This window comes from Streptomyces sp. CB02056, from assembly GCF_001905545.1.
Classification (GTDB): Bacteria; Actinomycetota; Actinomycetes; order Streptomycetales; family Streptomycetaceae; genus Kitasatospora.
Window position 1 is genome coordinate 1,495 of sequence record NZ_LIPD01000011.1, and the last position, 23,146, is coordinate 24,640.

A 23,146-nucleotide genomic window follows, 5' to 3' on the forward strand; every position below is an offset into this window, starting at 1 on the left:
CGGCGGTGGCTTCCGCCGCGACGACCGCCCCTCGGGTGGCTTCAACCGTGACGACCGCGGCGGCGACCGTGGCGGCTTCCGCCGCGACGACCGCCCCTCCGGCGGCTTCAACCGCGATGACCGCGGCGGCGACCGTGGCGGTTTCCGCCGCGACGACCGCCCGAGCGGTTTCCGTCGGGACGACCGTGACGACCGTCCGCGTCGTGACGACCGTCCGTCGGGTGGCGGTTTCAACCGCGACCGTGGCGACCGTCCGGCCGGCGGTGGCTTCCGCCGTGACGACCGCCCCTCGGGTGGCTTCAACCGCGATGACCGCGGTGGCGACCGTGGCGGCTTCCGCCGCGACGACCGTGGTGGCGACCGCGGCGGCTTCCGCCGTGACGACCGCCCGTCGGGTGGCGGCTACCGCCGTGACCGGGACGAGCGCGGCGGCGACCGCCGGGAGTACGACGACCGCCGGGGCAACTACGAGCCCGTCAAGCGTCTGCCGATCCCGGAGGACGTCACCGGCTACGAGCTGGACGCGGACGTGCGCCAGGAGCTCAAGAGCCTGCCCAAGACCCTCGCGGACGACGTCGCCCGCAACCTGGTGATGGTGGCCCGCCTGCTCGACGGCGAGGCGGAGGAGGCCTACCAGTACTCGCGCATCGCGCTCCGTCTGGCCTCCCGCGTGGCGGCCGTCCGTGAGGCGGCCGGTTTCGCCTCGTACATGACGCAGCGCTACTCCGAGGCGCTGACCGAGTTCCGCGCCGCCCGTCGGATGACCGGCCGGGCGGACCTGTGGCCGGTGATGGCCGACTGCGAGCGCGGTCTGGGCCGTCCGGAGCGGGCGCTGGCGATGGCCGGCGAGCCCGAGGTGAAGCAGCTGGACAAGGCCGGCCAGGTCGAGATGCGCCTGGTGGCGGCCGGTGCCCGCGCCGACATGGAGCAGTTCGACGCCGCCGTGGTGACGCTGCAGAGCCCGGAGCTGGCCTCCAACTCCGTTCAGCCGTGGACCGCGCGTCTGCGCTACGCCTACGCCGAGGCCCTGATCGCGGCCGGCCGGGCCGACGAGGCCCGTGACTGGTTCGCCAAGGCCGCCGAGGCCGACACCGACGGCACCACCAACGCCTCGGAGCGGCTGGCCGAGATCGACGGCGTGGAGTTCACCGACACGCTCGACCCGGAGCTGGCCGAGGACGAGGCCGAGTCGACGGACGCCCCGGTGCAGAAGAAGCGCGGTGGCGGCGACCACTCCGAGGACCGCGTGATCTTCGAGGACGAGGAGGACGTCGAGGAGTTCTACGACGAGGACGACCTCGAGATCGACGACGACTTCGACGGCGTCGTCCCCGAGCGCGCCCAGCAGGCCGAGGCCGCCGAGGCCGAGGAGTCGAAGGCCGCCAAGGCCGACGCCGACAAGAGCTGAGCAGCTCCCTGGCAAACGCCGTGAGGCCCTGCCGTTCCCCGGGAAACTCCGGGAACGGCAGGGCCTCACGGCGTTCCGGCCCGTGTCCGGGCCGGCCGAGGTGTCAGCCCCGCGCGGTGTCAGCCCAGCGCGAGGTTGCGCAGCACCAGCCCGGTGGCCGGCTTCGGCCCGAAGGAGGTCGACTTGCGCGGCATGGTGACGCCCTGCTCGGCCAGCCGTCGCACCACGGACTCCCGGACCGGGTGCAGCAGGACGGCGGTGCCGCCGGTGCGCGCGGCCTCCTGTTCGGCGGCCACGGCGGTGTGCAGGTAGCCGATGTCGTTCGGGCCGTCGGGGACGTGCCAGGTGCGGTCCAGCAGGGTGGCGTGCAGGACGGTGGCGTCCAGGTGGCGCCACTCCTCGGGCCGGCCGTGCGGCACGGTGGCGTCGAGCAGGGACTCCTCGGGCTCGCCGAGCAGCCAGTAGACGCCGTCGCCGCCGGTCAGGACGAAGCCGTTGCCGCCGTGCCGCTTCTGCTCGGCGAGGGCCTGGAGCGCGGCGGACAGCGGCCCGGGGACCTCCTTGACCTTCCACTGGTCGCCGAGCCGCTCCAGCGCCTCGGCCACCGGCAGCCGGTACAGCACGCGGTGGATGGCACGGACCCGCAGCGGGTAGCGGGCGGTGTCCACCAGGAGCACCATGCCGCGGTCCCAGGGGCTGCGCGGCAGGTGGCGGTGCTCGCGCTGGAGGCGGAGGTACATCTCCCAGCGGTGGTGGCCGTCGGCGATCAGCGCCCGGCAGGTGGCCAGGTCGCGGCTGATCTCGGCGATCTCGGCCGGGGCGGTGACCGCCCACAGGCGGTGGTGGGTGCCGTCGCTGGTGGCGGTGGAGAGCAGCGGCTCGCCTTCGACCGTCCGCTCGATCACGCCGGAGGCGCCGCCGCCGCCCCGGTAGGTGAGCAGCAGCGGTTCCAGGTTGGCCCGGGTGGTGCGCATCAGGCCGACCCGGTCGGCGACCGGCCGGGGCATCACGTCCTCGTGCGGGAGCACCACGCCGCCCTCCCGACCGCTCACCGCGAGGGCGCCGATCAGGCCGCGCTGGAGCAGCTCGGGGGAGTCGGCGGTGGCCGGGAGCCGCTGCTCGTAGACGTAGATCGCGGGCTCGGGGTCGGCGGCCAGGACGCCCTCGCGCTGCCAGGCGGCCAGCAGCCGGGCGGCGTGCCGGTAGCGGGTGTCGCGGTCGGGGCGGTCGCCGGCGTCCTCGGGCTCGGGCCTGGGCAGGATCAGCCGGACCACGTTGTGCGGGTCGGCGGTCTCCAGGTCGAGCCGGCGGCCCGGGTCCACGACGTCGTACGGCGGGGACGTCACGGCGGCCAGGGTGCCGACCCGGTCGGGGACGTAGCGCAGGCCGCGGAAGGGGGACAGGGACAGGCCGGCGGTGGCGACGTGCCCGGGATCGCCGGGGCCGCCCTCGGGAGTCTCGACTCCGTCTTCTGCACTGGGTGTGCTCATTCTGGGCATCGTAACCGGGTACGCGTTGTTGAGAGATCGGAATACCCGTGCCGATCTGTGGGGCGGGTGTGCGACCGAGGGCGAGGTACGGCATGGACGACGGGCAGGAACGGGTGGACGGCGGCGGCCCGGCCGAGTCGGGCGGGCCGGTCGGTGCCACCCGCGGGGACGCTCCGGCCGACGGCGTGCCGGGCCGCGTGCCGGGCGACGGTTCGACGGCCGGTGCGGTGCCGGTCGGTTCGGAGGCGGGTCCGGAGACCGGTGTGGAGTCCGGCGCGGTGCCGGTCGGCGGGGTGCCGCGGCAGAGCCGCTCCGGGGAGCCCACCGGGGACGTCTACGACTGGTTCCGCCGGGGCGCCCAGCTGCTGGCGCAGGGGCATCCGGCGGCCGCCGAGCAGCTGCTCGCCCGGGCGGTGGCGGCCGAGCCGCACTCGCGCAGCATCCGGGAGGCGCTGGCGCGGGCCCAGTTCGACGCGGGCTCGTACGCGGCGGCGCTGGCGAACTTCCGTGCCGTGGCGCTCGCCGATCCGGCGGACGACTACGCTCAGTTCGGATGGGGCGTCTCGGCGGCCCGGCTGGGCGACTTCGAGACCTCCGCCGAGCACCTGGCGCTGGCCGTGGCGATGCGGCCGGAGTCCGACCACTACCGGCAGGCGTTGCGGCAGACCAGGGCGACCCTGGCGGCCCGCGCCGGGGCGTACGGCCCGCTGCTGCCGGGAGCCCCCGGGTACGTGGAGCCCCCGGCGGGCGCCGAGGGCCCGGCCGGCGGAACGGCGGGCACCGCCGGTGCCGACGGCGGCGCCTGACCGGTGGGCGCCGCGACCCGGCCGGACGCCGTACGAGGCGCCGGGCCGCGAAGGCCGTACCGGACGCCCTGACACCCTGACGCACGAGGACGTGCGACACGGACGACGCAGTGAACGACGACGCAGTGAACGACGACGCAGTGAATGAGGTAGCGCAGCCATGACCGAGACGGCCACCCCCGTGCGACGGACCGCCCCCGGAGGCAGCGAGCGGCCGCTGACCGACGCGTACGACACCGCGCTGCTCGACCTGGACGGCGTGGTCTACGCCGGCGCGCACGCGATCGAGCACGCGGTGGACGCCCTGGACGCGGCCCGGACGGCCGGGATGCGGCTCGCGTACGTGACCAACAACGCCTCCCGCCCGCCGAGGGTGGTCGCCGAGCACCTGACCGAGCTGGGCGTCCCGGCCGAGCCGGCCGACGTGATCAACTCGGCCCAGGCCGCCGCCCGGCTGGTCGCCGAGAAGGTGCCGGCCGGCTCGAAGGTACTGGTCGTGGGCGGTCTCGGGCTGGAGGAGGCGCTGGCCGAGCTGGGGCTGGTCGCGGTCCGCTCGCTGGCCGACGGGCCGCTCGCGGTGGTCCAGGGCTTCGACCCCTCGGTGGGGTGGACGGACCTCGCGGAGGCCGCGTACGCGGTGCAGAGCGGCCTGCCCTGGGTGGCGTCCAACCTGGACCTGACGGTGCCGAGGGCCCGCGGCATCGCGCCCGGCAACGGCACCCTGGTGGCGGCCGTCAGGGCGGCGACCGGGGTGGAGCCGGAGGTGGCGGGCAAGCCGCTGCCGCCGATGCACCGGGAGACCGTGCTGCGCACCGGCGCGGAGCGGCCGCTGGTGGTCGGGGACCGGCTGGACACCGACATCGAGGGCGCGTTCAACGGCGGGGTGGACAGCCTGCTGGTGTTCACCGGGGTGACCACCCCGGAGCTGCTGCTGGCGGCCCCGGTCGAGCACCGGCCGACCTACCTGGCGGCGGACCTGCGCGGACTGCTCGTCCCGCACCCGGCGGTGACGCCGGTGGACGGCGGCTTCGGGTGCGGCGGCTGGGTCGCGGGCGTCGAGGCCGGGGTGCTGCGGCTGTCCGGGGCCGGGGACCGCTGGGACGGCCTGCGGGCGCTGTGCGCGGCCGCGTGGACGGTGCTGGACGCGGGCGGCGCGCCGGTGGACGGCCGGAAGGCGCTGGCCGACCTGGGGTTCTGAGGACGGTCCGGCGGTCGGCGGGGACGGCGGCCGGGGTCAGAGCAGGGTGCGCAGCCGAAGCAGGTCGCGGAAGCCCGCCTCCAGCCTGACCCGGCCGCTCGCCCACGCGGAGGCGAAGTTGAGCCGCCCGCCGACCAGCGCGACCAGGTCGTCGCTGCTCATGGTGAGCCGGATCTCCGCCTTCCCGGCCGGGGCGCCGGGGGCCACCACCACGTCCTGGATCCGGCCGTCGCGCAGCCGCCCGGTGAAGGTCAGGTCGAGGTCGGTGATCCGGCAGCTGAGCGAGCGGTCGAGGGCCGCGGCCTTGCGGACGTCGCCGGTGGACTTCGTCATGTTCCGGCTGAGCTGCTCCAGCGCCTCCCGGCACTCCTCGGCGTTCGCCACGGGCCGGCTCCCTCCCCCGGTCGCTACGGTGCTGACTGCGGGCCACGGTACCTCAGGCGGGTTTTGGCGGTAGCGTCGTCGGTGGGGTGCCCGGAACGGCGCCCGGGTACTGAGGGCGACGGAGCGACGCCCAGAGGCGATTGGGAGGCACCCGGATGCTGCCGAGGACGGTTCGGGGAGTGGTGGAGACCGCCGCCGGAGTGGTCGAGGAGGTCGGCAAGCTGGTCGTCGGGACGGCGAGCTCGATCCTGGAGAAGGCCGGGGTCGACGTCGCCGGGGTCGAGCGCAGGCTGGGCGGCCAGTTCCCGCCGTCGGTGGAGACCCTGCAGACCCTCGCCGGGGAGGCGGTCACCGCCGGGCGGGCCGGGGTGGACCTGGCCGTCGGCGTGGCGCGCAACGAGGCGGAGAAGGTCTTCGAGAGGGTCGGCGACCAGGTGACCAAGGTCGGCGTGGTGCTGGCGTACCTGGAGACCAAGCTGCGCGAGGTTGAGGAGGAGGCCCCGGCGGCCGCGTCCGGGCCGGGGGCGTACGGGGCCGAGGAGCCGGTGCCGGCGCCGCGGGCCGGCGACCTCTTCGGGCGCGGGTGGGAGGCCGAGGAGGAGCGGTCGGCCGCCCGGACGGTGGGTGAGCCGATAGTCGCCGAGCGGGTGGAGGTGGACGAGCCGGTCGAGGTCGACCCGCCGGTCCCGCCCGTTTCGTCCGTCCCGCGGGTGTCCGCGGTCGCCCCGGCCCCGCGGGAGGAGCCCGCGGGGCAGGAGAGCGCCGCCGGGAAGAGCTCCGCCGGGAAGGCCGCCGCCGAGAAGAGCACGGCGAAGAAGGCCACCCCGGCGAAGAAGACGTCGGCCAAGACGACGCAGGCCGGGAAGGCCGCCGCGAAGCGGACGACGACCGTCAAGAAGTCCGCCACCGCCCGGCACACCGAGGCCGGAACCGAGCCCGGGACGCCCGCGAAGCGTGCGGCGACCAGGAAGACCACGGTCCGCAAGGCCACCAGCACGAAGAAGTCCGACGACGCGAAGAAGCCCGATGCCCGAGACGAGTGAACCGCCCCGGTCCGTCCGGCACGCCGGGCCGCCGGCACCGCTCGACGCGGTGCTCCCCGCCGAGCCGCTCGGCGTCGAGCTGCTCCCCACCGGCCACCCCGGGGTGGACGCCGGACTGGCCCGGCTGGAGGCCCTGGACGGGGTCCCCGCCGAGGCACACGTCGCGGTGTACGAAGATGTTCACCAGCGGCTCGTCGACACACTGGCCGCGCTCGACCAGGAATGACCCGCAGGATCCGTAGGAGCTGAAACACCAGTGGCAGTGGCACGACGTCGACTCGACGCGGAATTGGTCCGCCGCAAGCTGGCCCGATCGCGTGAGCACGCGTCCGAGCTGATCGCCGCCGGCCGGGTGACGGTCGGCGGCGCCACCGCGACCAAGCCGGCCACCCAGGTGGAGACCTCGGCGGCGGTCGTGGTGGCGAAGGACGAGAACGACCCCGACTACGTCTCGCGCGGCGGCCACAAGCTCGCCGGCGCGTTCGCGGCCTTCGTGCCGCAGGGCCTGGTCGTCGAGGGCCGCCGGGCGCTGGACGCGGGCGCGTCCACCGGCGGGTTCACCGACGTGCTGCTGCGGGCCGGCGCCGCGCACGTGCTGGCGGTGGACGTCGGCTACGGGCAGCTCGCCTGGTCGCTGCAGAGCGACGAGCGGGTCACCGTGATGGACCGCACCAATGTGCGCGAGCTGACGCCGGAGCTGATCGGCGGCACCCGGGTCGACCTGGTGGTGGGCGACCTGTCGTTCATCTCGCTCGGCCTGGTGCTCCCGGCCCTCGCCTCCTGCGCGGCCGAGGACGCGGACCTGGTGCTGATGGTCAAGCCCCAGTTCGAGATCGGCAAGGAGCGGCTGGGCAGCGGCGGGGTGGTGCGCAGCCCGCAGCTGCGCGCCGAGATGGTGCGCCAGGTCGCGGGGCAGGCGTGGGAGCTCGGGCTGGGCGTGCGCGCGGTCACCGCGAGCCCCCTGCCGGGGCCGTCCGGCAACGTCGAGTACTTCCTCTGGCTGCGCCGTGACGCTCCGCGGCTGGACCCCGCGGACGCGGACCGGGCCGTGGCGGAGGGGCCCCGGTAGGGTGCCTTGCGAGCGTCCGGCCCGTCATGTCGTATGGCGCGGCCGCCCCGGGACCAAGGGCGACCCGGCAGGCGTTAGGGAGAGGGCAGCGGCATGAGCGATGAAGAACGTACGGTCTTCCTGATCGCGCACACCGGCCGGGAGACGGCGCTGCGCAGCGTCGAGGCCCTGGTGCACGGGCTGCTGAAGGTGGGGCTCCGGATCAGACTGCTGGAAGCCGAGGCGGTGGACCTGGACCTGCCGGAGGGCGTCGAGAAGGTCACCGAGGGCCCCGGGGCGGCGGACGGCTGCGAGCTGATCCTGGTGGCCGGCGGGGACGGGACGCTGCTGCGCGGGGCGGAGCTGGCGCGCTCCCACGGGCTGCCGATGCTCGGGATCAACCTGGGCCGGGTGGGCTTCCTCGCCGAGGCCGAGCGGGACGACCTGGCCGTGGTCGTCGAGCGGGTGGTCGACGCCGACTACGAGGTCGAGGAGCGGATGACGATCGACGTCATCGTCCGCACCAACGGCGACGTGGTGCACGAGGACTGGGCGCTGAACGAGGCCTCGATCGAGAAGGCGTCCCGGGAGCGGATGCTGGAGGTGGTGACCGAGGTGGACGGCCGTCCGGTCTCCAACTTCGGCTGCGACGGCGTGGTGTGCGCGACGCCGACCGGGTCCACCGCGTACGCGTTCTCCGGCGGCGGGCCGGTGGTGTGGCCGGAGGTGGAGGCGCTGCTGATGGTGCCGATCTCCGCGCACGCGCTGTTCGCCCGCCCGCTGGTGACCTCGCCGGAGTCGGTGCTGGCGGTCGAGGTGCAGCCCAAGACCCCGCACGGGGTGCTCTGGTGCGACGGGCGGCGTTCGGTCGAACTGCCCGCCGGGGCGCGGGTGGAGGTCCGCCGGGGCCGGACGCCGGTGCGGCTGGCCAGACTGCACCGGGCGCCGTTCACCGACCGGCTGGTGGCCAAGTTCGCGCTGCCGGTGACGGGTTGGCGCGGCCGGGCCGACCACCAGTAGCCGCGGCGGGCCGCGGCACGGCCGACCGCGGCCCGTACAGACGCGGTTCGTCCGACTGCGGCACGGCCGGCCGCGGCCCGCGCGAACGCGCCAAAGTTCCCGCGCGCCAAGGGACTTGCCCCGCCGCGCGGCCGTCAGACCGCCAGCGGCTGGGACTCGTCCGCCGGTTCGAGGCGTCCGCCGGCCGCTGCCTGGGCGGCCAGGTCGGCGAGGCGTTCGACGGCGGCGGGGACGGTCGCGGCGGGCACGGTGACCGGGAGGCGGATGTGGTGCTCGAAGGCGCCGTCCGAACCGAAGCGGTTGCCGGAGGCGATCCGGACCCCGCTGCGCTCCCCGGCCCGGGCCAGCGCCGCGCCGGACAGCCCGTCGGTGGAGACCCACAGTGAGAGCCCGCCCGACGGCATGGTGAAGCTCCACCCGGGCAGCCGTTCGGGCAGGGCGGCGGCGAAGGCCCGCGCGGTGGCCCGCAGCCGGGTCAGCTGGTGCTCCCGCACGTCGGGCAGCGGATCGCCCAGCAGCTCGGCGGCGATCAGCTGGTCCAGCACCGGGGTGCCGACGTCGCTGTAGACCCGCTCGGTGGCCAGCCGGCGTACCAGCGCGGGCGCGGCCCGGACCCAGCCGATCCGCAGGCCGCCCCAGAGCAGTTTGCCCGCCGAGCCGACGGTGACCACCTGGGCGGCGCGGTCCAGGGCCGCCGTCGGGCGCGGCAGCGGCGTGGACGGCGGTACGCCCCAGCCGAGTTCGGCGGTGGTCTCGTCGGCCAGCACGATGCTCCCGGCGGCCCTGGCGGCGGCCAGCAGTTCGCGGCGCTGCTCCTCGTCGATCAGCGCGCCGGTCGGGTTGTGGAAGTCCGGGATCACGTACGCGACCCTGGGGCCGGCCCCGCGCAGCACCCGCCGCCACTCGTCGAGGTCCCAGGTGGGCCGCGGCGTCCAGGCGTACGGCACCGGGACCAGGCGGGCGCCGGCCAGCCGCAGCGCCTGGAGGGTGTGGGCGTAGCTGGGCGCCTCGACGGCGACCCGGTCGCCGCGGCCGACCAGCGCCCGCTGGAGCAGGTGCAGGCCGCCCATCGCGCCGGTGGTGATCAGGATCTGGTCGGGGGTGGTGGGCAGTCCGCGCTCGGTGAAGCGGCGGGCGACGGCCTCGCGCAGCACCGGGACGCCGGTGGGGTAGTGCCCGTGCCCGGCGGCGTAGTACGGCAGCTGTTCGACGGCCCGGGCGGCGGCCTGGCCGACCCAGGGCTGGGGGGCGGGCGGGGCGGCGACGCCGAGGTCGAGGATGCGGCCCTGCTCGTCCGGCGGGACGGGGTGCAGGGCCTCGCCGGGCGGCGGCGCGCCCTCGGGCAGGGCGGTCCAGCTGCCCGCGCCGCGCCGGCTGCGCAGGTAGCCGTCGCCGCGCAGGGTCTCGTACGCGGTGGCGACGGTGGTGCGGCTCATCGCCAGTGCGGTGGCCAGCTCGCGTTCGGCGGGCAGCCGGGCGCCGACCGGCAGCCGACCCTCGGTGACCAGCAGCCGGATCTGCCCGGCCAGGGTGCGGTAGGCGGGGCGGCGGGCGGCGGCCGGCTCGGGGAGCCGGGCGGTGGTGAGCAGCCGCGCGAGTGCGGGCGGGGTGACGGTGGTGTGCCAGTCGACCATGGCTGAAAAGTCCACTTGCTCGGGATTGGCCCTGGAGCGGGCAGCTTTGGACTGGCCATCATGGCAGGGCGGCCATGCCGGCCGCCACCACCGGGCGCCCCGGTGGTGCAGCACCACCGCAGGAGCAGGCCTTGGCCACCACGACCACACCAGGATCAGCCACCCCCACCAGACCCGGACCGGCCGCCGGGCGGACGCTCGCCGTCCGGGTGTTCGGCGACACCCACGCCCTCGGCCGCCGGATACCGCAGCTGTTTGTCGGCCTCGCCCTGTACGGCGTGAGCATGGCGCTGATGCTCCGCGCCGGCCTCGGCCTCGACCCCTGGGACGTCCTGCACCAGGGCCTGCAGCGCACCATCGGCCTCTCCGTCGGTACCTGGGTGACGATCTGCGGCGCCCTCGTCCTGCTGCTGTGGATCCCGCTGCGCCAGCGCCCGGGCCTGGGCACCGTCGCCAACGTGCTGGTGATCGGCGCGGCCATGGACCTCACCCTGCGGGTCGTCGACGGCCCCGGCGCCCTGCCCGCCAGGATCGCGCTGACGGCCGCGGCGATCGCCCTCAACGGGCTGGCCAGCGGCCTCTACATCGGCGCCCGGCTCGGCCCCGGCCCGCGCGACGGCCTGATGACCGGCCTGCACCGGCGCACCGGCCGCTCGCTGCGGCTGATCCGCACCGGCATCGAGGTGACGGTCCTCACCGCCGGGCTGCTGCTCGGCGGCACCGCCGGGGCCGGCACCGTCGCGTATGCGCTGGCCATCGGCCCGCTGGTGCAGCTCCTGCTGCCCTGGTGCACCGTCCCGGTGCCCGCCGAGGACGCCCGGAAGGGATGAACTTCCGGGCACGGAGTTGCCGCGCGCCGTTGTCGCTCGTCGCGCGCCGGGGGCGGAACCTCGTAAGGTCGTCTCCGTGTTGGACGAGATGCGGATACGGGATCTTGGGGTCATCGACGACGCGGTGGTCGAACTCGCCCCCGGCTTCACCGCCGTGACCGGTGAGACCGGCGCCGGGAAGACCATGGTCGTGACCAGCCTCGGCCTGCTGCTGGGGGGACGCGCCGACCCGGGCCTGGTGCGCAACGGCACCGGACGCGCCGTCGTGGAGGGCCGCCTGGAGCTGCCCCCCGGCTCCCCGGCGGCGGTCCGCGCGCTCGAGGCCGGGGCCGAACTGGACGACGGCGCGCTGCTGATCAGCCGGACCGTCTCCGCCGAGGGCCGCTCCCGGGCGCACGTCGGCGGCCGGTCCGTCCCGGTCGGGCTGCTCGCCGAACTCGGCGAGGACCTGATCGCCGTGCACGGCCAGACCGACCAGCAGCGCCTGCTGCGCCCGGCCCGCCAGCGCGGCGCGCTGGACCGGTACGCGGGCGCCTCGGTGGCCGGGCCGCTGGCCCGCTACCGGGAGACCTACCGCGTCCTGCGCGAGGTCTCCGCGACCCTGGAGGAGCTGACCACCCGGGCCCGCGAGCGCGCCCAGGAGGCCGACCTGCTGCGCTTCGGCCTGGACGAGATCGCCGCCGCCGAGCCGGTGGCCGGCGAGGACGCCGAGCTGGCCGCCGAGGCCGAGCGGCTCGGCCACGCCGACGCGCTGTCCTCCGCCGCGACCCTCGCCCACGCCGCCCTGGCCGGCGACCCGGTCGACCCGGAGGCGCTGGACGCGGGCACCCTGCTCGCCCAGTCCCGCCGGGCCCTGGACGCGGTGCGCCACCACGACGAGCGGCTGGCCGCCCTGGCCGACCGCCTCAACGAGGTCGGCTACCTGCTCGCCGACGTGGCCGGCGACCTGGCCGGCTACGCGGACGACCTGGACGCCGACCCGGTGCGCCTGGCCGCCGTCGAGGACCGCCGGGCCGTCCTGGCCCAGCTGCTGCGCAAGTACGGCGGCGAGGAGAACTCGCTCGCCGAGGTGATCGCCTGGGCCGAGGCCAGTGCGGTGCGGCTCGCCGAGCTCGACGGCGACGACGACAGGATCGACGAGCTCGGCGCCCGGGAGAGCGAGCTGCGGGCCGAGCTGGCCGAGCTGGCCGCCGAGGTGTCGCAGGCCCGGTACGCCGCGGCCGGGCGGTTCGCCGACGCGGTCTCCGCCGAACTCGCCGAACTGGCCATGCCGCACGCCCGGGTGACCTTCGCGATCGGCCAGGTCGACGACCTGGCCGGGATCGAGGTCGGCGGGCGCACCGTCGCGTACGGGCCGCACGGCGTGGACGAGGTCGAGGTGCTGCTCGCCCCGCACCCCGGCGCCCAGCCGCGCCCGATCGCCAAGGGCGCCTCCGGCGGTGAGCTGTCGCGCGTGATGCTCGCCGTCGAGGTGGTCTTCGCGGGCGCCGACCCCGTCCCCACCTACCTGTTCGACGAGGTGGACGCGGGCGTCGGCGGCAAGGCCGCGGTCGAGATCGGCCGCCGGCTGGCCAAGCTCGCGGAGTCCGCCCAGGTCGTGGTCGTCACCCACCTCCCGCAGGTCGCCGCGTTCGCCGACCGGCACCTGGTGGTGGAGAAGACCAACGACGGCACGGTGACCCGCAGCGGTGTCAAGGTGCTGAACGACGAGGAGCGGGTGCGCGAACTCTCCCGGATGCTGGCCGGCCTGGAGGACTCGGAACTGGGCCGCGCCCACGCCGAGGAACTGCTGGCCGCGGCCCGGGCCCCGCGCCGCCGCTAGCCGGGGCCGGCGGCCCCCCGGACGTCGGCGACGCGCCCCCGTGGCGCCGACTGTCCAAGAGGGCCGCCGACCTGGCATCGTGGCGGCTGGACACTGGCTTCCCAGCCCCGAGCGCCGCCGGGCGGGCAATCCTCGCGAAGCGGCGCGCGAACCTGATCGAGTCGGATGCGAGACGACGTGGACCATTCCGCCGCCCGGGCCACCGCGGCCGTCCCCGAACCGGGGCAGCTGCACGTGGTACTCGTCCTGGCCGCCAGCACCGGCGGCATCGGTGCGCACGTGCGCTCCCTGGCCCAGGGCCTGGTCGCACACGGGGTGAACGTCACGGTCTGCGCGCCGGCCGGCACGGACGCGCTGTTCGGCTTCTCCCGTACGGGCGCCAGGTTCCACACCGTCGACATCACTCCCACCGCGGGAGCCCGCAGCGACGCCACCGCGATCGGCGAGCTGCGCCGGGCCTTCACCGGCGCCGACGTGGTGCACGCCCACGGGCTGCGCGCCGGGCTGCTGTCCGACCTGGCGCTGCGCACCGCGGGCCGCTTCCCGGGCCTGCGCCCCGAGACCCCGCTGGTGGTCACCTCGCACCACGCGCTGCTGGCCACCGGCATGGAGCGCCGGCTGCAGCGGCTGATGGAGCGCCGGGTGGCGCGCGCCGCCGACCTGGTCCTCGGCGCCTCCTCCGACCTGGTCGCCCGGGCCCGCGAACTGGGCGCCACCGACGCCCGGCTGGGCCCGGTCGCGGCGCCGCCGATGCCCGAGGGCCTGCTCGGCCGCGCCGAGGCGCGCGCCGCGCTGCTCGGCGACGGCCCGGACCGTCCGCTGGTGCTGGCGGTCGGCCGGCTCGTCCCGCAGAAGGCCTTCGGGCTGCTGCTGGACGCCACCCGGGAGCTGTCCGCGCTGGACCCGGAGCCGCTCGTGCTGCTCGCCGGGGACGGCCCGGAGGCGGGCGCGCTGCGCGAGCGGGCGGCCGCGGAGAAGCTGCCGGTGCGGCTGCTCGGCTACCGGACGGACGTGCCCGACCTGCTGGCCGCCGCCGACGTGGTGGTGGTCCCCAGCCGCTGGGAAGCCCGCTCGCTGGTGGTGCAGGAGGCGATGCGGGCCGGCGTGCCGGTGGTCGCCACCGCCGTCGGCGGCATCCCCGAACTGGTCGGGGACGCCGCCGAGCTGGTGCCTCCCGGCGACCCGGCGGCGCTCGGCCGCGCGGTGCGTGCCCTGCTGGCCGACCCGGCCCGCCGCGAGCGGCAGGTGGCGGCCGGCCGGCAGCAGGCCGACACCTGGCCGGACGAGGCCGCCACCGTCGCCCAGGTGCTCAGCACCTACGACGAGCTGGTGCAGCGCGGCTAGGGCCTGTCTTCAAACTCCCGTCGTCCGCCCGCAGGGCGGGCGGGGCGGCGTTGGGGTGCGTGCATCGCAAGGCGGAGGAGGGAGCCACTGCGGAGCATTGGCGACCGACGACAACGCGGCGAGGTGCGTGCCCCGGCGTCGCCCCGCAGACGCGAGTTTGAAGACAGGCCCTAGGTCCGCTCCTAGACCGTGGCCCGCTCGGCCCGGTCGGTGGCCGGCCCGTCCGGCTGGGCGGACAGGTACGCCGCGCCGCAGGCGGTCAGCCGCAGGGCGGTGTCGATCAGCGGGACGTGGCTGAAGGCCTGGGGGAAGTTGCCGACCTGGCGCTTGAGGCGCGGGTCCCACTCCTCGGCGAGCAGGCCGACGTCGTTGCGCAGCGCGAGCAGCCGGTCGAACAGCTCGCGGGCCTCCTGGACCCGGCCGATCATGGCGAGGTCGTCGGCCAGCCAGAACGAGCAGGCCAGGAAGGCGCCCTCGTGGCCGGAGAGGCCGTCCACGTTGTTGCCGGACTCGTCGTGGGTCGGGTAGCGCAGCACGAAGCCGTCCTCGGTGGACAGTTCGCGCTGGATGGCCTCGATGGTGCCGATGACGCGCTTGTCGTCGGCGGGCAGGAAGCCGACCTGGGGGATCAGCAGCAGGGAGGCGTCCAGCTCCTTGCCGCCGTAGTACTGGGTGAAGGTGTTGCGCTCCGGGTCGTAGCCCTTCTCGCAGACGTCGGCGTGGATGGTGTCGCGCAGCGCGCGCCAGCGCTCCAGGTGGCCGCCGGTGGGCTCGTCCTCGGGGGTCTGCTCCAGGAGCTTGATGGTGCGGTCGACGGCGACCCAGGCCATGACCTTGGAGTGGACGAAGTGGCGGCGGGGGCCGCGGACCTCCCAGATGCCCTCGTCGGGGTTCTGCCAGTGGTCCTCGAGGTAGTCGATCAGGCGCAGTTGGAGCTGGTGGGCGTGGTCGTTGCGGACGAGGCCGGTCATGTGGGCGAGGTGGAGGGCTTCGACGACCTCGCCGTAGACGTCGAGTTGGAGTTGTCCGGCGGCGCCGTTGCCGATGCGGACGGGCTGGGAGCCCTCGTAGCCGGGCAGCCAGTCGAGGGAGGACTCGGTGAGCTCGCGCTCGCCGGCGATGCCGTACATGATCTGCAGGTTCTCGGGGTCGCCGGCGACGGCGCGCAGGAGCCATTCGCGCCAGGCCTTGGCCTCGTCGCGGTAGCCGGTGCGCAGCAGGGAGGAGAGGGTGATGGCGGCGTCGCGCAGCCAGGTGTAGCGGTAGTCCCAGTTGCGTTCGCCGCCGATGTCCTCGGGCAGGGAGGTGGTGGGGGCGGCGACGATGCCGCCGGTGGGGGCGTAGGTGAGGCCCTTGAGGGTGATCAGGGAGCGGATCACGGCTTCGCGGTAGGGGCCCTGGTAGGTGCACTGGTCGGCCCAGTCGTGCCAGAAGTCGGCGGTGGCGTCGAGCATGCCCTCGGCGTCCGGGGCCTTGGGCGCGTCGAGGTGGGAGGCCTGCCAGGTGAGGGCGAAGGCGATCCGCTCCCCGGCGGTGACGGTGAAGTCGGCGTAGGTGGTGAGGTCGCGGCCGTAGGTCTCGGCCCTGCCGTCCAGCCAGACCGAGTCGGGGCCGGCCACGGCGACGGTGCGGTGGCCGCCGTCGGCCTGCTCGACGCGGTGCACCCAGGGCACCACCCGGCCGTAGGAGAAACGCATCCGCAGTGCGGAGCGCATCCGCACGGTGCCGGAGACGCCCTCGACGATCCGGATCACCTGGGGGACGGCGTCCTTGCCGGCCAGCGGGCGCGGCGGCATGAAGTCGATCACCCGGACGGTGCCGCCCTGGGCGTCCCACTCCTGCTCCAGGATCAGCGAGTCGCCCCGGTAACGGCGGCGGTCGGCGGGCACGGCCGGGGCGGCGGCGGTGGGCGGGGGCACCCGCAGGTCGGCGGTCTCGGCGATGCGGACCCGTGCGGGCGAGGGGGCCGGGGCCGTCGCGGGGAGGGGGACCGAGGTGACGACGGCCTCGGCCGGGCCGATCCGCCAGAAGCCGTGTTCATCGGTGCCGAGCAGGCCGGCGAACACGGCCGGCGAGTCGAAGCGGGGAAGGCAGAGCCAGTCCACCGCCCCGTCCCTGCTGACCAGGGCAGCGGTCTGCATGTCCCCGATGAGTGCGTAGTCCTCGATACGGCCGGCCACGTGGATCTCCAGTTCGCAATGTGGTCAGGGCATCGGCGAGCGGAGGGAGCGAGCGGTCTGCGGGGCCGGAGGTCCACCCCGGGACGTCCGGCCTGCCGGGGGTGGTGGCGGGCCTTGCTGGAGTGTCCGCGGGGCTCGGTCGAGCCCCTGGAGTGGGTGGGGATGAGCGGGAATACGGGGAGGTCCGGTCGCGCATCGGGGACCGGGAGTGTCCTGACCCTCCCACGCCCTCCGCGTGCTCGTGCTGTCGGCGATGCGTCCGAGCAGCTTACGACGGACGAAAGGGGCGAAGCACGCGGACGCAGCCCGGTGTGGCGCCGCAATTCGGCGGAAATGCCGTGCATCGCGAGGGCGCGGCGCAGGATGGTCCGGAAGGATCACCTCCGCCTGGCCCGGCAGGGGGAGCCGGGATGGTCCGGACGGACACCGCGCTCTGGCCCGGTCCGGGGGGTTGTGCGACCGGTGTGAAACCTGTGGCGTGTGATGCGCCGGTCGTGCGCCCCGCGCGCGCTCCCGGCGCGGTGCGCGTGCCTCGATCGGCGTCCGGGTCGCGTCACTGATACCCTGGTATCCCGTGGACCGGCGGGATCAAACGCCCCGGACCAGCCGAACCGACGACCCAGTGAGCGCCGCGCACCGAGCCGGCCTCCCGTCACGGCGAACCCCGAGCCTCCCGCCCACGTCTGCTTCGACACGCGACCCACGGGAGCCCCCTCTTGGCACAGCCCCATTCCGGCAAGGCAGCGAACGGCCGCGCCGTGACGACCAAGCACCTCTTCGTCACCGGGGGTGTCGCCTCTTCGCTCGGAAAGGGGCTGACCGCCTCCAGCCTCGGCGCGCTGCTCAAGGCCCGCGGCCTGCGCGTGACGATGCAGAAGCTCGACCCCTACCTCAACGTGGACCCGGGCACCATGAACCCGTTCCAGCACGGTGAGGTGTTCGTCACCGACGACGGCGCCGAGACCGACCTGGACATCGGTCACTACGAGCGGTTCCTGGACACCAACCTGCACGGCTCGGCGAACGTCACCACCGGCCAGGTGTACTCGACCGTCATCGCCAAGGAGCGCCGCGGCGAGTACCTGGGCGACACCGTCCAGGTCATCCCGCACATCACCAACGAGATCAAGTCCCGGATCCGCCGGATGGCGACCGAGGACGTCGATGTCGTGATCACCGAGGTCGGCGGCACCGTCGGCGACATCGAGTCGCTGCCGTTCCTGGAGGCCGTCCGCCAGGTCCGCCACGAGGTCGGCCGGGACAACGTGTTCTTCGTGCACGTCTCCCTGCTGCCGTACATCGGCCCCTCGGGCGAGCTGAAGACCAAGCCCACCCAGCACTCCGTCGCCGCGCTGCGCAACATCGGCATCCAGCCCGACGCGATCGTGCTGCGCGCCGACCGCGAGGTCCCGCAGGCGATCAAGCGCAAGATCTCGCTGATGTGCGACGTGGACGAGGAGGCCGTGGTCGCGGCCATCGACGCCAAGTCGATCTACGACATCCCCAAGGTGCTGCACGGCGAGGGCCTGGACGCGTACGTGGTGCGCCGCCTGGACCTGCCGTTCCGCGACGTCGACTGGACCACCTGGGACGACCTGCTGCGCCGCGTCCACGAGCCGCAGCACATCGTCAAGGTCGCCCTGGTCGGCAAGTACATCGACCTGCCGGACGCGTACCTGTCGGTGACCGAGGCGCTGCGCGCCGGCGGCTTCGCCAACAACGCCCGGGTCGAGATCAAGTGGGTCACCTCGGACGACTGCGAGACCCCCGAGGGCGCCCGGGCGCAGCTCGGTGACGTCGACGCGATCTGCATCCCCGGCGGCTTCGGCGACCGCGGCGTCAACGGCAAGGTCGGCGCGATCACCTTCGCCCGCGAGAACAAGGTGCCGCTGCTGGGCCTGTGCCTGGGCCTGCAGTGCGTGGTCATCGAGGCGGCCCGCAACCTGGCCGGCCTGCCCGAGGCCAACTCCACCGAGTTCGACGCCGCCGCCAAGCACCCGGTCGTCTCCACGATGGCCGAGCAGCTGGCCATCGTCGACGGCAAGGGCGACCTGGGCGGCACCATGCGCCTGGGCCTGTACCCGGCCAAGCTCGCCGAGGGCTCGATCGTCCGTGAGGTCTACGGCGGCGAGCAGTACGTCGAGGAGCGCCACCGCCACCGCTACGAGGTCAACAACGCCTACCGCGCGGACCTGGAGAAGACCGGCCTGGAGTTCTCCGGCCTCTCTCCCAAGGGCGACCTGGTCGAGTACGTCGAGTACCCGCGCGAGGTGCACCCCTACCTGGTGGCCACCCAGGCCCACCCGGAGCTGAAGTCCCGCCCGACCCGCCCGCACCCGCTGTTCGCGGGCCTGGTCAAGGCGGCCATCGAGATCAAGACCGCGGTCTCCGAGTAGTCCTCCCCGGTCGTTCACCGAACGGCGGCCCCGCGATTCCCGCGGGGCCGCCGTTCGGCGTTAGATTGTGTCGTACTGACGAAAAGGGGAGAGCGATGGACGAGCAGAGCCGCCAGGGGATCGCCGACGTGGCCGAGGAGTGGGAGGTCCGGGCCGGCGGGACGCCCTTCCAGGGCAAGGTCACCGGGGTCCGCAGCGAGGAGGTCCGGATGCCCGACGGCAGCTGGGCCCGCCGCGACTACCAGACCCACCCCGGCTCGGTCTCGGTGCTCGCCCTGGACGACGAGCAGCGGGTGCTGGTGCTGCGCCAGTACCGCCACCCGGTGCGCCAGCGGCTGTGGGAGCTGCCCGCCGGCCTGCTCGACGTGCCCGGCGAGAACCCGTGGCACGCCGCGCAGCGCGAGCTGTACGAGGAGGCGTACTGCAAGGCCGGCACCTGGCGGATCCTCGCCGACTACTACACCTCCCCGGGCGGCACCGACGAGGCGCTGCGGATGTTCCTCGCCACCGACCTGGCGCCGGCCGAGGGCGAGCGCTACGCGGCCGAGGGCGAGGAGCAGGAGATCGAGGTCGCCTGGGTGCCGGTGCCGGAGCTGATCCGGCTGATCCAGGCCGGGAAGCTGCACAACCCGACCCTGGTCACCGGCACCCTCGCCGTGCACGCCGCACTCACCGGCCCGGACGGGCTGGACGCGCTGCGCCCGGCGGACTCGCCCTGGCCGGCTCGCCCCTTCGAGGCCTGAGTCGGCCGCTCGGGGGACGGCCGGCCGCCGGTCGTTGAGTCGTTGGGGTGATTTGCGGATTCGTACGACCGGATGTCACCTCGGCTGAGCCGGACGGTCGAACTACGCTTCGCAGACAGGGCGCCCGTCCCGGGCCGCCTCCGCTGAACTCCGGAGGCCGGGCACCGGAAGCCGGGTGTCGGATGCCGAGCGCGGGATGACGTCGGGAGTGGCACGGGTGGCGAGGAAGACGGCGACGATGGACCCCGGCCCCGGCGCGCCCGCCGGGGCCGTCCCGGGCCTGGAGCGGCTGCCGGCCGCACCCACGCTGTTCGTCGGGCGGCGCGCCGAACTGGCCGCGCTGCGGGCGGCCGCCGCCCGCCCGGCGAGCGGGCGCTGCCCGGTGCTGGTGCTGGCCGGGCGCCCCGGCTCCGGACGGACCGTACTGGCCGCCCGCTTCGCCCGTACCGTCGCCGCCGACTACCCGGACGGCGTGCTGTTCGTCCGGCTGTCCGCCCCGGACGGCGGCCGGGTGGCGCCCGCCCGGGCCGCCCGGCTGCTGCTGGAGCAGCTCGACCCGCAGACCGCCGTGCCGCTGCCCGGGATGGGCGAGGACGGGCGGGACGAGCCGGGCTGCGTGGCGCTGCGCGAGGCGCTCGCCGGGCTGCGGGTGCTGCTCGTCCTGGACGACGTCCGGGACGCCGGGCAGGTGTGGCCGCTGCTCGCCGACGAGCCCGGCTGCCTGGTGCTCGCCACCACGGCCGGGCCGCTCACCGGGATCGAGGACATCGACCCGGTGATCCTCGGCGGGCTGGACCGGCAGGCCTCCGGCGAGCTGCTGGCCGACCTGGTCGGCGGCACCCGGATCTCCTGCGACCCGGTCGGCGGGGCGGACCTCGCCGAGGCCTGCGCCTCCCGGCCGGCCGCGCTGCGGCTGATGGCGGGGTGGCTGCGCGGGAACCCGAAGATCGCGGTCACGGAGGCGGCGCGCGAGCTCAACCGGGTGGTGGGGGAGGAGACGGCGGTCACGGGGGCCGTCGCGGAGCCGGCCGCGGGCGGCGAGGCCGCCGCGGTTGCTTCGTCGAAGGAGAAGGAGAAGGAGAAGGGGAGGGCGCCGAAGAAGAAGGAGGGGGAGCGGGCGGCCAAGGCCTCCGGTGCCCCTTCGGTCGGGCCCGCCGGAGCGGCCGGAGCAGCCGGGCCGGGCGGGGCCGCTCGGGGCCCCTCGGGGAAGGCGGCCCCGGGGAAGCCGGGGGAGGGCCGGGCCGGTGAGCCCGCCGCGGCCGCCGCCGCGGTGACCGAGTCGGCCGGTGACCCGGCGGCCTGGGTGAAGCCCGGCCCGGAGCCGGCCGAGCCGGTGCCCGTCCCCGACAACGATCCGCTGCTCGGCGCGTTCAGTCTGCTGTACCGCGGGCTGCCGGCCGCCCAGGCGCGGATGCTGCGCACCCTCACCCTGGCCCCGGCGCAGACCGCCGACCCGCGCACCGCCTCCGCCCTGGTCGGCTGCCCGGTGCCGGACGCGGCCGCGACGCTGGCCGCGCTGGCCGAGCGGGAGCTGCTCGGCGAGGAGGCGCCGACCGCCGACGGCACCCCGCGCTACCGGGTGCCCGGGCGGCTCTACCCCCGACTGGTCCGGCTGCGCGAGCAGGAGGACCGGCCCACCGAGACCGAGCTGGCCCGGGCCCGGCTGCTGGAGCGGCTGGTCCGGCTCACCGAGTCGGCCCGCGCGCTGCTCGACCCGGCGGCCGGCCCGGGCTCCGGTCAGGACCCGCTGCCCGCCCCGCTGCGGCTGCGCTCGGCCGCGCACGCCCGCGAGTGGCTGCTCGGCGAGCGGGAGCTGCTGCTCGGCGCGGTGGCCGACGCGATCGGCCAGGGCGACCTGGACGGATCGGCCGGGCGGCTGGTCACCGCGCTGCTGCGGGCCCTGCCGCTGACCGGAGCCGCCGCCCCCACCGACCTCTACCGGCTGCACGAGCTGGTGCTGACCGTCGCCGAGCGCAACGGCCGGCCCCGCCGGGCCTCGGCCGCGCTGCTCAACCTGGGCGACCTCCAGGCCTCGGCGGGCCGCTGGGAGCAGGCCGCCGCCCACTACCGGGCCGCCCTGGAGCACGCCCGGAGGGCCGACGACGAACCGCTCTGCGCCCGGGCCCTGGAGAGCGCCGCCAACTGCCACCGGGCGCTCGGCGACGCGGTGCGGGCCGCCGACTGGTACGGCCGGGCGCTCGGCCTGCGGCAGGCGCTCGGGGACCACGCGGCCGAGGCCCGGCTGCTCGCCCGGGTGGCCGAGGCGCACACCGCGCAGCGCCGCTTCGACGAGGCCGACCGGGAGTACCGGGCCGCGCTCGCGGTGCTGCGCCGGCTGGGCGACGAGCGGGGCCTGGAGGCCGTCGGGGGCGCCCTCGCGGACCTGCGGGAACGCGTCGACGCCGGGTGGTGATGGGCCTTTCGGAGGTATTGTCGGAAGTGCCCGGTTACGACGTCTTTGGTGGGTAAGTCGCAGGGGAAGCCTACGAATCTGCCAATGTGTTCGGAAAATTTATTCACTTTGGAAGGCTGACACGCCGCCTGGGCTTCATTACACTCGAACTCAGTCGCGCAGCGATCCCGGCCCCGGGCTGTCCCGGAGGCTTCCCCACGTGCGCGTCGCCCACCGGTCTTCTCCGGTCGGGACCCCCATGGCAAGAGGACGTGTTTAGCCGTGAAGGTCGGCATCCCCCGCGAGGTCAAGAACCACGAGTACCGCGTGGCCATCACGCCCGCCGGCGTGCATGAGCTGGTCCGCAACGGACACGAGGTCTACATCGAGGACAACGCCGGTGTCGGCTCCTCGATCCCGAACGAGGAGTACGTGGCCGCCGGCGCCACCATCCTCCCCACCGCCGACGAGGTGTGGGCCACCGCCGACCTGCTGCTGAAGGTCAAGGAGCCCATCGCCTCCGAGTACCACCGGCTGCGCAAGGGCCAGACCCTCTTCACGTACCTCCACCTGGCGGCCGACCGGGCCGGCACCGACGCGCTGATCGCCTCGGGCACCACCGCCATCGCGTACGAGACCGTGCAGCTGTCGAACGGCGCGCTGCCGCTGCTCGCCCCGATGTCCGAGGTCGCGGGCCGCCTGGCCCCGCAGGTCGGCTCGTACCACCTGATGCGTCCGGCCGGCGGCCGCGGCACCCTGCCGGGTGGCGTGCCCGGCACCCACCCGGCCAAGGCCGTCGTCATCGGTGGCGGCGTCTCCGGCTGGCACGCGGCCACCATCGCCGTCGGCATGGGTTACGAGGTGACCCTGCTGGACCGCGACATCAACAAGCTGCGCGAGGCCGACCGCATCTTCGGCACCAAGGTCAAGACCATCGTCTCGAACTCCTTCGAGCTGGAGAAGGCCGTCCTGGAGGCCGACCTGGTGGTCGGCGCCGTGCTGATCCCGGGCGCCAAGGCCCCGAAGCTGGTCACCAACGAGCTGGTCTCCCGCATGAAGCCGGGCTCCGTGCTCGTCGACATCGCCATCGACCAGGGCGGCTGCTTCGAGGACTCGCACGCCACCACGCACGACGACCCGACCTTCAAGGTCCACAACTCGGTCTTCTACTGCGTGGCCAACATGCCGGGCGCCGTCCCGAACACCTCCACCTACGCGCTGACCAACGCCACCATGCCGTACGTGCTGGAGCTGGCCAACCGCGGCTGGAAGGACGCGCTGCGCCGCGACGCCGCGCTCGCCAAGGGCCTGAACGTGCACGAGGGCCAGATCACCTTCCCGGCCGTGGCCGAGGCCTTCGGCCTGGAGTCGGTCTCCCTGGAGAGCGTGCTCGCCTGAACCCCCTGAC

18 protein-coding genes are annotated in these 23,146 nt (G+C 75.0%); 14 read left to right on the forward strand and 4 right to left on the reverse strand.

What is annotated here, in order from left to right:
• Positions 1-529 precede the first annotated feature (529 nt).
• Positions 530-1,408: a tetratricopeptide repeat protein gene (locus tag AMK13_RS46075; RefSeq protein WP_079272580.1), complete on the forward strand. Its 879-nt coding sequence runs from the start codon at positions 530-532 to the stop codon at positions 1,406-1,408.
• A gap of 119 nt (positions 1,409-1,527) precedes the next feature.
• Here AMK13_RS46075 and AMK13_RS28460 read toward each other — a convergent pair whose 3' ends face one another.
• The gene (locus tag AMK13_RS28460; RefSeq protein WP_079272581.1) at positions 1,528-2,898 is read right to left on the reverse strand and encodes a DUF1015 family protein; all 1,371 of its coding nucleotides are present in this window, start codon (positions 2,896-2,898) and stop codon (positions 1,528-1,530) included.
• Between the two features lie 92 nt (positions 2,899-2,990).
• Between AMK13_RS28460 and AMK13_RS28465 the strand changes: the two genes are divergently transcribed.
• Entirely contained in the window at positions 2,991-3,704 is a 714-nt protein-coding gene (locus AMK13_RS28465) for a tetratricopeptide repeat protein (RefSeq protein ID WP_107418875.1), read from the forward strand.
• 160 nt (positions 3,705-3,864) lie between these two features.
• Positions 3,865-4,902, forward strand: coding sequence for an HAD-IIA family hydrolase (locus AMK13_RS28470; protein ID WP_049654729.1), 1,038 nt, complete (start codon positions 3,865-3,867; stop codon positions 4,900-4,902).
• A gap of 36 nt (positions 4,903-4,938) precedes the next feature.
• Here AMK13_RS28470 and AMK13_RS28475 read toward each other — a convergent pair whose 3' ends face one another.
• Positions 4,939-5,286, reverse strand: a complete 348-nt coding sequence (locus tag AMK13_RS28475; RefSeq protein WP_049654726.1) for an SCP2 sterol-binding domain-containing protein — start codon at positions 5,284-5,286, stop codon at positions 4,939-4,941.
• A gap of 179 nt (positions 5,287-5,465) precedes the next feature.
• On the opposite strand from AMK13_RS28475, the gene AMK13_RS28480 reads away from it, so the two are divergent.
• The 4 genes from AMK13_RS28480 (at position 5,466) to AMK13_RS28495 (ending at position 8,397) form a co-directional block, all read left to right on the forward strand.
• Complete coding sequence (locus AMK13_RS28480) at positions 5,466-6,329, forward strand: hypothetical protein (protein WP_074004681.1); 864 nt, start codon at positions 5,466-5,468, stop codon at positions 6,327-6,329.
• Positions 6,313-6,555, forward strand: coding sequence for a hypothetical protein (locus tag AMK13_RS28485; RefSeq protein ID WP_074004682.1), 243 nt, complete (start codon positions 6,313-6,315; stop codon positions 6,553-6,555). Before AMK13_RS28480 ends, AMK13_RS28485 begins: the two co-directional genes overlap by 17 nt.
• Positions 6,556-6,591: 36 nt before the next feature.
• A complete protein-coding gene (locus AMK13_RS28490; RefSeq protein WP_074004683.1) occupies positions 6,592-7,398 on the forward strand; it encodes a TlyA family RNA methyltransferase in 807 nt (268 codons plus the stop codon).
• A 93-nt stretch (positions 7,399-7,491) separates the two neighbouring features.
• The gene (locus tag AMK13_RS28495; RefSeq protein WP_049654720.1) at positions 7,492-8,397 is read left to right on the forward strand and encodes an NAD kinase; all 906 of its coding nucleotides are present in this window, start codon (positions 7,492-7,494) and stop codon (positions 8,395-8,397) included.
• A gap of 134 nt (positions 8,398-8,531) precedes the next feature.
• On the opposite strand, the gene yczR is transcribed toward AMK13_RS28495, so the two are convergent.
• The gene (yczR, locus tag AMK13_RS28500; protein ID WP_241853068.1) at positions 8,532-10,031 is read right to left on the reverse strand and encodes a MocR-like transcription factor YczR; all 1,500 of its coding nucleotides are present in this window, start codon (positions 10,029-10,031) and stop codon (positions 8,532-8,534) included.
• Positions 10,032-10,162: 131 nt separating this feature from the next.
• Between yczR and yczE the strand changes: the two genes are divergently transcribed.
• The 3 genes from yczE to AMK13_RS28515 all read left to right on the forward strand — a co-directional run bounded on the left by yczE (position 10,163) and on the right by AMK13_RS28515 (position 14,027).
• Positions 10,163-10,861 (forward strand): membrane protein YczE, encoded by a 699-nt coding sequence (yczE, locus tag AMK13_RS28505; protein ID WP_074004685.1) that lies wholly within the window; start codon positions 10,163-10,165, stop codon positions 10,859-10,861.
• An 88-nt stretch (positions 10,862-10,949) separates the two neighbouring features.
• Complete coding sequence (recN, locus tag AMK13_RS28510; RefSeq protein ID WP_198959457.1) at positions 10,950-12,683, forward strand: DNA repair protein RecN; 1,734 nt, start codon at positions 10,950-10,952, stop codon at positions 12,681-12,683.
• A 165-nt stretch (positions 12,684-12,848) separates the two neighbouring features.
• On the forward strand, positions 12,849-14,027 hold the full coding sequence (locus AMK13_RS28515; protein ID WP_074004687.1) for a glycosyltransferase family 4 protein: 1,179 nt from the start codon (positions 12,849-12,851) through the stop codon (positions 14,025-14,027).
• Between the two features lie 182 nt (positions 14,028-14,209).
• Here the strand turns inward: AMK13_RS28515 and AMK13_RS28520 are convergent, their stop codons facing one another.
• Positions 14,210-16,207 (reverse strand): glycoside hydrolase family 15 protein, encoded by a 1,998-nt coding sequence (locus AMK13_RS28520; RefSeq protein ID WP_241853069.1) that lies wholly within the window; start codon positions 16,205-16,207, stop codon positions 14,210-14,212.
• A gap of 716 nt (positions 16,208-16,923) precedes the next feature.
• Here AMK13_RS28520 and AMK13_RS28525 point away from each other — a divergent pair.
• The 4 genes from AMK13_RS28525 to ald all read left to right on the forward strand — a co-directional run bounded on the left by AMK13_RS28525 (position 16,924) and on the right by ald (position 23,136).
• On the forward strand, positions 16,924-18,603 hold the full coding sequence (locus tag AMK13_RS28525) for a CTP synthase (protein ID WP_375875575.1): 1,680 nt from the start codon (positions 16,924-16,926) through the stop codon (positions 18,601-18,603).
• Between the two features lie 95 nt (positions 18,604-18,698).
• A complete protein-coding gene (locus tag AMK13_RS28530) occupies positions 18,699-19,346 on the forward strand; it encodes an NUDIX domain-containing protein (RefSeq protein WP_049658738.1) in 648 nt (215 codons plus the stop codon).
• A gap of 217 nt (positions 19,347-19,563) precedes the next feature.
• Positions 19,564-21,759 carry a tetratricopeptide repeat protein gene (locus AMK13_RS46080; RefSeq protein ID WP_158077751.1) on the forward strand — a complete coding sequence of 732 codons (2,196 nt, stop codon included), beginning with the start codon at positions 19,564-19,566 and terminating at the stop codon, positions 21,757-21,759.
• A 261-nt stretch (positions 21,760-22,020) separates the two neighbouring features.
• Positions 22,021-23,136 (forward strand): alanine dehydrogenase, encoded by a 1,116-nt coding sequence (gene ald / locus AMK13_RS28540; RefSeq protein WP_049659955.1) that lies wholly within the window; start codon positions 22,021-22,023, stop codon positions 23,134-23,136.
• The last annotated feature ends 10 nt before the right edge of the window (positions 23,137-23,146 follow it).